The sequence below is a fragment of the Streptococcus sp. HMSC066F01 genome, assembly GCF_001837335.1.
Classification (GTDB): domain Bacteria; phylum Bacillota; class Bacilli; order Lactobacillales; family Streptococcaceae; genus Streptococcus; species Streptococcus oralis_S.
This window is the reverse complement of the sequence record NZ_KV832119.1, coordinates 341126-348760: the sequence shown is the minus strand read 5'-3', so window position 1 is coordinate 348760 and position 7635 is coordinate 341126. Positions and strand designations below refer to the sequence as shown.

At 39.5% G+C, this 7635-nt stretch carries 7 protein-coding genes and 1 pseudogene; 5 read left to right on the top strand and 3 right to left on the bottom strand.

Annotation, left to right across the window (positions count from 1 at the left end; genetic code table 11):
* The 5 genes from lacD to lacG all read left to right on the top strand — a co-directional run.
* Positions 1-652, top strand: a 652-nt coding sequence (gene lacD / locus HMPREF2655_RS08940) for a tagatose-bisphosphate aldolase (protein WP_070838642.1), incomplete at its 5' end; no start/stop codon positions are given.
* Positions 653-886: 234 nt separating this feature from the next.
* Complete coding sequence (locus HMPREF2655_RS08935) at positions 887-1723, top strand: PRD domain-containing protein (protein ID WP_004254529.1); 837 nt, start codon at positions 887-889, stop codon at positions 1721-1723.
* A gap of 35 nt (positions 1724-1758) precedes the next feature.
* Positions 1759-2076: a PTS lactose/cellobiose transporter subunit IIA gene (locus tag HMPREF2655_RS08930; RefSeq protein WP_001078320.1), complete on the top strand. Its 318-nt coding sequence runs from the start codon at positions 1759-1761 to the stop codon at positions 2074-2076.
* On the top strand, positions 2076-3770 hold the full coding sequence (locus tag HMPREF2655_RS08925; protein ID WP_070838640.1) for a lactose-specific PTS transporter subunit EIIC: 1695 nt from the start codon (positions 2076-2078) through the stop codon (positions 3768-3770). Before HMPREF2655_RS08930 ends, HMPREF2655_RS08925 begins: the two co-directional genes overlap by 1 nt.
* An 84-nt stretch (positions 3771-3854) precedes the next feature.
* Positions 3855-5261 carry a 6-phospho-beta-galactosidase gene (lacG, locus tag HMPREF2655_RS08920; RefSeq protein WP_070838638.1) on the top strand — a complete coding sequence of 469 codons (1407 nt, stop codon included), beginning with the start codon at positions 3855-3857 and terminating at the stop codon, positions 5259-5261.
* Between the two features lie 39 nt (positions 5262-5300).
* Here the strand turns inward: lacG and HMPREF2655_RS08915 are convergent, their stop codons facing one another.
* From HMPREF2655_RS08915 to HMPREF2655_RS10500, 3 genes and pseudogenes are all read right to left on the bottom strand, one after another.
* On the bottom strand, positions 5301-6068 hold the full coding sequence (locus tag HMPREF2655_RS08915; protein ID WP_070838636.1) for a DeoR/GlpR family DNA-binding transcription regulator: 768 nt from the start codon (positions 6066-6068) through the stop codon (positions 5301-5303).
* Between the two features lie 140 nt (positions 6069-6208).
* Positions 6209-7171: a class 1b ribonucleoside-diphosphate reductase subunit beta gene (gene nrdF, locus HMPREF2655_RS08910; RefSeq protein ID WP_070838634.1), complete on the bottom strand. Its 963-nt coding sequence runs from the start codon at positions 7169-7171 to the stop codon at positions 6209-6211.
* Positions 7172-7365: 194 nt separating this feature from the next.
* Positions 7366-7635, bottom strand: a pseudogene (locus HMPREF2655_RS10500) (ribonucleotide-diphosphate reductase subunit alpha); the annotation flags it as partial.

Sequence of the window (7635 nt, the reverse complement as noted above, 5' to 3'; positions counted from 1 at the left end):
TTGGTCTGCCAAACGCATCAAGGAACAAGGCGCTGACGCTGTCAAATTCTTGCTTTACTATGACGTAGACAGCTCTGACGAACTCAACCAACAAAAACAAGCCTATATCGAACGCATCGGTTCAGAGTGTGTGGCAGAAGACATTCCTTTCTTCCTTGAGATCTTGGCTTACGATGAAAAGATTGCTGATGCAGGTTCAGCAGAATACGCAAAAGTGAAGCCACACAAGGTTATTGGTGCTATGAAGGTCTTCTCAGACCCACGCTTTAACATCGATGTCTTGAAAGTAGAAGTTCCTGTTAACATTAAATATGTTGAAGGCTTCGCTGAAGGTGAAGTAGTTTATACACGTGAAGAAGCAGCAGCCTTCTTTAAAGCCCAAGATGAAGCAACTAACTTGCCATACATCTACTTGAGTGCTGGTGTATCAGCTAAACTTTTCCAAGATACTCTTGTATTTGCTCATGAATCAGGTGCAAACTTTAACGGAGTTCTTTGTGGCCGTGCTACATGGGCTGGATCAGTTGAAGCATACATCAAAGATGGTGAAGCAGCAGCTCGCGAATGGCTTCGCACAACTGGTTTTGAAAACATTGATGAGCTCAATAAAGTTCTTCAAACAACAGCGACTTCATGGAAAGAACGCGTGTAAGCAAGTCCTCCTAGGTTAGGAACATGAATCTAAAAAAATTTTAAAAAAAGTTTTATGTAAAGGTTTACAAAATAACTTACTTGTGCTATACTTAAATCACAAGTTAATACAAGGTGAGTGTTACTAAGTAATATTAGGCATGATCACAGGTGAATTAGAAATCGGCTGATTTTCTAGTTCATTTGTGGTCATTTTTTGTACTCATATACCTTTAAGATATAAAAGGAGGTTGACATGTATCGAATTCTAAATCCAATGAATCACAATGTCTCGCTTGTCAGAAATGATAAAGGAGAAGAAGTGATTGTGATTGGTAAGGGGATTACATTTGGAAAGAGGAAGGGAGATTTGATTACTGAACAGCATATTGAGAAAATCTTTCGGATGAAGACAGAAGAGTCAAGAGAAAACTTTATGGCTCTCCTCAAAGATGTTCCGCTTGATTTTATCACAGTGACCTATGAAATCATTGATAAGCTATCAAAGAAATATCATTATCCAATTCAAGAGTATCTCTACGTAACCTTGACAGATCATATTTACTGTTCTTACCAAGCTCTAGCACAAGGAAGGTACAAGGATAGTAATCTACCAGATATTTCCACTAAGTATCCTGTCGCTTTTCAAATCGCAAATGAAGCTTTTGAAATTTATCGTCAGAAGCTAGCAGATCATTTTCCTGAGGACGAAATTATTCGGATTGCTTATCATTTCATTAATGCCGAAGGTGAAAATGAAGTGGAACTTGTGGAGTCGATTGATAAGAGGAAAGAAATTCTCAGGAATGTTGAAGAAGTTTTAACGGACTATGCAATTCAACGAACCAAAGAGAATAATCATTTCTATGATCGTTTTATGATACATTTGAATTATTTCTTGGATTATTTAGACAGATCTAGAGATGATAACCAATCACTTCTGGATATGGAAGATCATATTAAACAATCCTATCCAAAAGCGTTCGAGATTGGTTCCAAGATCTATGATGTGATTACGCAACATACGGGTCTTGATTTGTATAAAAGTGAACGAGTTTATCTAGTTCTACATATCCAACGTTTATTGTCATAAAAATTTAATTAAAAATACCTAAGGAGAATTCTATCATGAATAGAGAAGAAGTAACATTGTTAGGTTTTGAAATCGTAGCCTATGCTGGCGATGCTCGTTCAAAACTATTGGAAGCCTTGAAAGCTGCTGAAGCTGGCGATTTTGCGAAAGCAGATAGCTTAGTCGAGGAAGCTGGTTCTTGCATTGCAGAGGCTCACCACGCGCAAACAAGTCTATTGGCTAAGGAAGCTTCAGGTGAGGACTTAGCCTATAGTGTAACCATGATGCATGGCCAAGACCACTTGATGACAACTATCTTATTAAAAGATTTGATGCACCATTTAATTGAACTCTACAAGAGAGGAGTTAAGTAATGAATAAATTAATTGCATTTATTGAGAAAGGAAAGCCTTTCTTTGAGAAACTATCTCGTAATATCTACCTTCGTGCCATTCGTGATGGTTTCATTGCAGGTATGCCTGTTATTCTCTTCTCAAGTATCTTTATCTTAATCGCCTTTGTACCAAACTCATGGGGCTTTAAATGGTCTGATGAAGTTGTAGCTTTTCTGATGAAACCTTACAGCTATTCAATGGGGATTCTAGCTCTCTTGGTAGCTGGTACAACAGCTAAATCACTGACCGACTCAGTAAATCGTAGCATGGAGAAAACCAATCAAATCAACTATATGTCAACATTGTTGGCAGCAATTGTTGGTTTGTTGATGTTGGCAGCTGATCCTATCGAAAATGGCCTAGCTACTGGATTCTTGGGGACAAAAGGTTTGCTTTCAGCCTTCCTTGCTGCCTTTGTTACTGTAGCCATCTATAAGGTTTGTGTTAAGAACAACGTCACTATTCGTATGCCTGACGAAGTTCCACCTAATATCTCACAAGTTTTTAAAGATGTGATTCCATTCACTCTATCAGTTGTTTCTCTTTATGCTCTTGATTTACTAGCTCGTCATTTTGTTGGTGCAAGCGTAGCTGAATCAATCGGTAAATTCTTTGCACCATTATTCTCTGCTGCTGATGGTTATCTAGGTATTACGATTATCTTTGGTGCCTTTGCTTTCTTCTGGTTTGTTGGTATCCATGGTCCATCTATCGTTGAACCAGCTATCGCAGCTATTACCTATGCCAATGCCGAAGTCAACTTGAACCTTCTCCAACAAGGTATGCACGCTGACAAGATTCTTACTTCTGGTACACAAATGTTTATCGTTACCATGGGTGGTACTGGTGCGACACTGGTTGTTCCATTCATGTTCATGTGGTTAACAAAATCTAAACGTAACCGTGCAATCGGTCGTGCTTCAGTAGTTCCAACTTTCTTTGGTGTAAATGAACCAATCTTGTTTGGTGCACCGCTTGTCTTGAACCCAATCTTCTTTATTCCTTTCATCTTTGCGCCAATTGCCAACGTATGGATCTTTAAATTCTTCATTGAAACACTTGGCATGAACTCATTTACAGCCAACCTTCCTTGGACAACACCAGGTCCGCTCGGTATTGTTCTCGGTACAAACTTCCAATTCTTGTCATTTGTACTTGCTGCTTTGTTAATCCTTGTTGACGTAGCCATTTACTATCCATTCCTCAAGGTTTATGATGAACAAATCCTTGAAGAAGAGCGTTCAGGTAAAGCCAATGATGAATTGAAAGAAAAAGTAGCTGCAAACTTCAATACTGCCAAAGCAGATGCGATTCTTGAAAAAGCTGGTGTAGAAGCAGCGCAAAACACAATCACAGAAGAAACAAATGTTCTCGTTCTCTGTGCAGGAGGAGGTACAAGTGGTCTCCTTGCAAATGCTCTAAACAAGGCAGCTGCAGAGTACAAAGTTCCTGTTAAAGCAGCAGCTGGTGGCTATGGTGCTCACCGTGAAATGTTGCCTGAGTTTGATCTGGTTATCCTTGCTCCTCAAGTTGCTTCTAACTTTGAAGATATGAAAGCCGAAACCGACAAACTTGGTATCAAACTTGCCAAGACAGAAGGTGGGCAATACATTAAATTGACTCGCGATGGAAAAGGTGCTCTTGCCTTTGTTCAAGCGCAGTTCGAAGAATAAAATGTAAAGAGCGAAGAAGTGAGATGGAGGAACTCCTCCCAACTCTATCTCCATCTCATTTCTATTTCTTGAAAGGTGAATCAAATGACAAAAACACTTCCAAAAGACTTTATTTTTGGCGGGGCAACAGCTGCCTATCAAGCAGAAGGTGCTACACATACTGATGGTAAAGGACCAGTTGCCTGGGACAAATATCTCAAGGATAACTATTGGTACACTGCTGAGCCAGCCAGTGATTTCTACCACAAATACCCAGTTGACCTCAAACTAGCAGAAGAGTATGGTGTCAATGGTATCCGTATTTCAATCGCTTGGTCACGTATCTTTCCAGCTGGTTATGGGAAGATTAATGACAAGGGGGTTGAGTTCTATCACAAGTTGTTTGCAGAATGCCACAAGCGGCATGTTGAGCCCTTCGTAACTCTTCATCACTTTGATACGCCAGAAGCTCTACATTCAAATGGAGATTTCCTGAATAGAGAAAACATTGATCACTTTGTGGATTATGCAGCCTTCTGTTTTGAAGAATTTCCAGAAGTAAACTATTGGACAACATTCAATGAAATTGGACCAATCGGTGATGGTCAATACTTGGTTGGTAAATTCCCTCCTGGTATTCAGTACGATCTTGCCAAAGTCTTCCAATCTCATCACAATATGATGGTGTCGCATGCGCGTGCAGTCAAGCTATATAAAGATAAAGGTTATAAAGGTGAAATTGGTGTGGTTCATGCCCTGCCTACTAAATATCCTCTAGATCCTGAAAATCAAGCAGATGTTCGTGCTGCTGAGCTGGAAGATATCATCCACAATAAGTTTATCTTGGATGCAACTTATCTTGGACGCTATTCAGATGAAACGATGGAAGGCGTCAACCATATTCTATCCGTCAATGGTGGAAGCTTAGATTTGCGTGAAGAAGACTTCGCAGTCCTAGAAGCTGCAAAAGACTTGAACGACTTCCTCGGCATTAACTACTACATGAGTGATTGGATGCAAGCCTTTGATGGAGAGACGGAAATCATCCACAATGGAAAAGGTGAAAAAGGAAGCTCTAAATATCAGATTAAGGGAGTCGGACGCCGTGTAGCTCCAGATTATGTGCCACGTACGGATTGGGACTGGATTATCTATCCTCAAGGTTTGTATGATCAAATCATGCGCGTGAAGAAATATTATCCTAACTACAAGAAGATTTACATCACTGAAAATGGTCTTGGATACAAAGATGAGTTTGTGGATGGGACAGTTTATGATGATGGACGGATTGATTACGTTAAGAAACACATGGAAGTGATAGCAGATGCAATCTCCCATGGAGCCAATGTCAAAGGCTATTTTATCTGGTCTCTGATGGATGTCTTCTCTTGGTCAAACGGTTATGAAAAACGTTACGGTCTCTTCTATGTAGACTTTGAAACTCAAGAACGTTATCCAAAGAAATCTGCTCACTGGTACAAGAAACTAGCTGAGACACAACTTATTGAATAAAATTCAACAAAAATTCCCCGCCAAAAGGCAGGGGAATTTTTATGGTTTTGATAAAAGAATGGTTGTTTGTTTCGACAGATTTTCAAATGTCTCCTGACTCAGTTTGGAATCTGAAACGATTGTATCAATTTCTGAGATATTGTAGAAGGTGTAAAAATCAAACTTATTAAACTTACTGTGGTCTGCCAGTAAGTATTTTTTATTGGCATTGTTCAGAGCGATTCGTTGTACCTCGCCCTCTTCTTCACTGAAAGTAGCAATTGCCTTGTCCTTAATACCATTACAGCTCACAAAAGCCTTAGAAAACTGAAGGTTTGTCAAATCCTGCAAGGTAAGTGTCCCTACAAAAGCACCAGTGATAGAGCGATAATTTCCGCCAATCAAGATTAAATCTGTTAGTTTTCGTTCGTTTAGGATGAGAAAAACTGGAAGACTGTTTGTTACAACACGAATATTATCGATAGGGAGCTCACGAGCAAAACACTCCAAGGTTGTTCCTGGACCGATAAAAATGGTTTCTCCTTCGTCAATCAAACGACCTGCAAAACGACTAATTTCTTGTTTTTCAGCAATCTGCAAGCCTTGTTTTTCGACGTTTGAGCGTTCGTTGTTTAAGAGAGAACCTGTACGAAGTTTTTCAGCACCACCATGCACACGAACCAGCAAATCCTTATCTGCCAATTCTTGTAAGTAGCGACGAGCTGTCATGTCTGACACATCAAGACTTTCCATAATCTCTTTTACAGTAATAGTGCCTTTTGTGTTTACTGCTTCTAGAATACTATCTAGTTTTTCTTGCTTTAGCATCCTTATCACCTCGATTTCTACTATTATTATCTTACCATAAAACGCTCAATCGATCAAATATAAAAAGAACAAAATAAAACAAAAACAAAAATATCATGGTTGTTTTAAACAAACCATGATATTTTGAATGATTGGTCAAATTAGTTTAAACCGTAGTTGTAATCCTCGTCTTGCATGGCTTCAACTTCACCAAGGAGGTAACCATTTCCGACTTGAGAGAAGAAGTCGTGGTTAGAAGTTCCTGTTGAAATACCGTTCATGACGATAGGATTGACATCATCAGCTGAATCTGGGAAGAGTGGATCTTGTCCTAGGTTCATAAGGGCCTTATTGGCATTGTAGCGAAGGAAAGTTTTAACTTCTTCGGTCCAACCAACACCGTCATAGAGACTTTCAGTATAACCTTCTTCGTTCTCGTAGAGAGTGTAGAGCAGGTCGTACATCCATTCTTTAAGTTTTTCTTGCTCTTCTTCAGGCAATTCGTTAAAACCAAGTTGGAATTTGTAACCAATGTAAGTTCCGTGAACAGACTCATCACGAATGATCAGTTTTATGATTTCCGCAACGTTGGCCAGTTTGTTGTTACCAAGATAGTAAAGTGGTGTAAAGAAACCAGAGTAGAAGAGGAAGGTTTCAAGGAAAACGCTGGCAACTTTCTTTTCTAGTGGGCTACCATTGAGATAGATTTCATTGATAATTTCCGCTTTTCTTTGTAGGTAGGGATTTGTGTTGGTCCATTCAAAGATTTCTTCAATTTCAGCCTTGGTATTCAAGGTTGAAAAGATAGAAGAGTAAGATTTTGCGTGGACAGATTCCATAAACTGGATGTTGTTGAAAACAGCTTCTTCATGCGGTGTACGGATGTCTGATCGAAGCGCCTGAACTCCTGTTTCAGATTGCATGGTATCCAAAAGGGTCAAACCACCAAAGACTTTTCCTACTAAGTCTTTTTCTTTGTTTGATAGTTTTCTCCAGTCGTCTAGGTCATTTGACAAGGGGATACGCGTATCGAGCCAGAATTGTTCCGTCAGCTTTTCCCAAGTTGATTTGTCGATGACATCCTCGATGGCATTCCAGTTAATGGCTTTGTAGTAAGTTTCCATTTGAAATCTCTTTCTGTATGTAATAATGCGATTGTCGAATCATCTCTATTTTATCATAGTCTGAGAGGAGTATCGCACAAAAAGTCGGAAGACCGACTTTTTAGTTTTTCATAGTATTTAAGATACTTATCAAGTTTTGTATGATGGGGAACTTAATCAGTAGTCTGAGAAAATGTGGTTGCCCCAGATAAAAATTAAATCACACAGCTTTCACATTGGTTAGCACCAACTTCCCCACCGTCATCTGTAAAGGTACGGACGTAGTAGATAGACTTGATACCCTTGTTAAAGGCATAGTTACGAAGGATTGACAGGTCACGTGTCGTTTGTTTGTTTTCTTTCTTCCATTCGTAAAGACCTTTTGGAATGTCACTACGCATGAAGAGAGTGAGTGAAAGTCCTTGATCCACGTGTTCAGTTGCAGCCGCGTAAACATCAATCACCTTACGCATATCCATGTCGTA

Coding starts and splice junctions, on each gene's coding strand:
- lacG (WP_070838638.1), top strand. CDS start 3,855: ATGACAAAAACACTTCCAAAAGACTTTATTTTTGGCGGGGCAACAGCT.
- HMPREF2655_RS08925 (WP_070838640.1), top strand. CDS start 2,076: ATGAATAAATTAATTGCATTTATTGAGAAAGGAAAGCCTTTCTTTGAG.
- HMPREF2655_RS08935 (WP_004254529.1), top strand. CDS start 887: ATGTATCGAATTCTAAATCCAATGAATCACAATGTCTCGCTTGTCAGA.
- HMPREF2655_RS08930 (WP_001078320.1), top strand. CDS start 1,759: ATGAATAGAGAAGAAGTAACATTGTTAGGTTTTGAAATCGTAGCCTAT.
- HMPREF2655_RS08915 (WP_070838636.1), bottom strand. CDS start 6,068: ATGCTAAAGCAAGAAAAACTAGATAGTATTCTAGAAGCAGTAAACACA.
- nrdF (WP_070838634.1), bottom strand. CDS start 7,171: ATGGAAACTTACTACAAAGCCATTAACTGGAATGCCATCGAGGATGTC.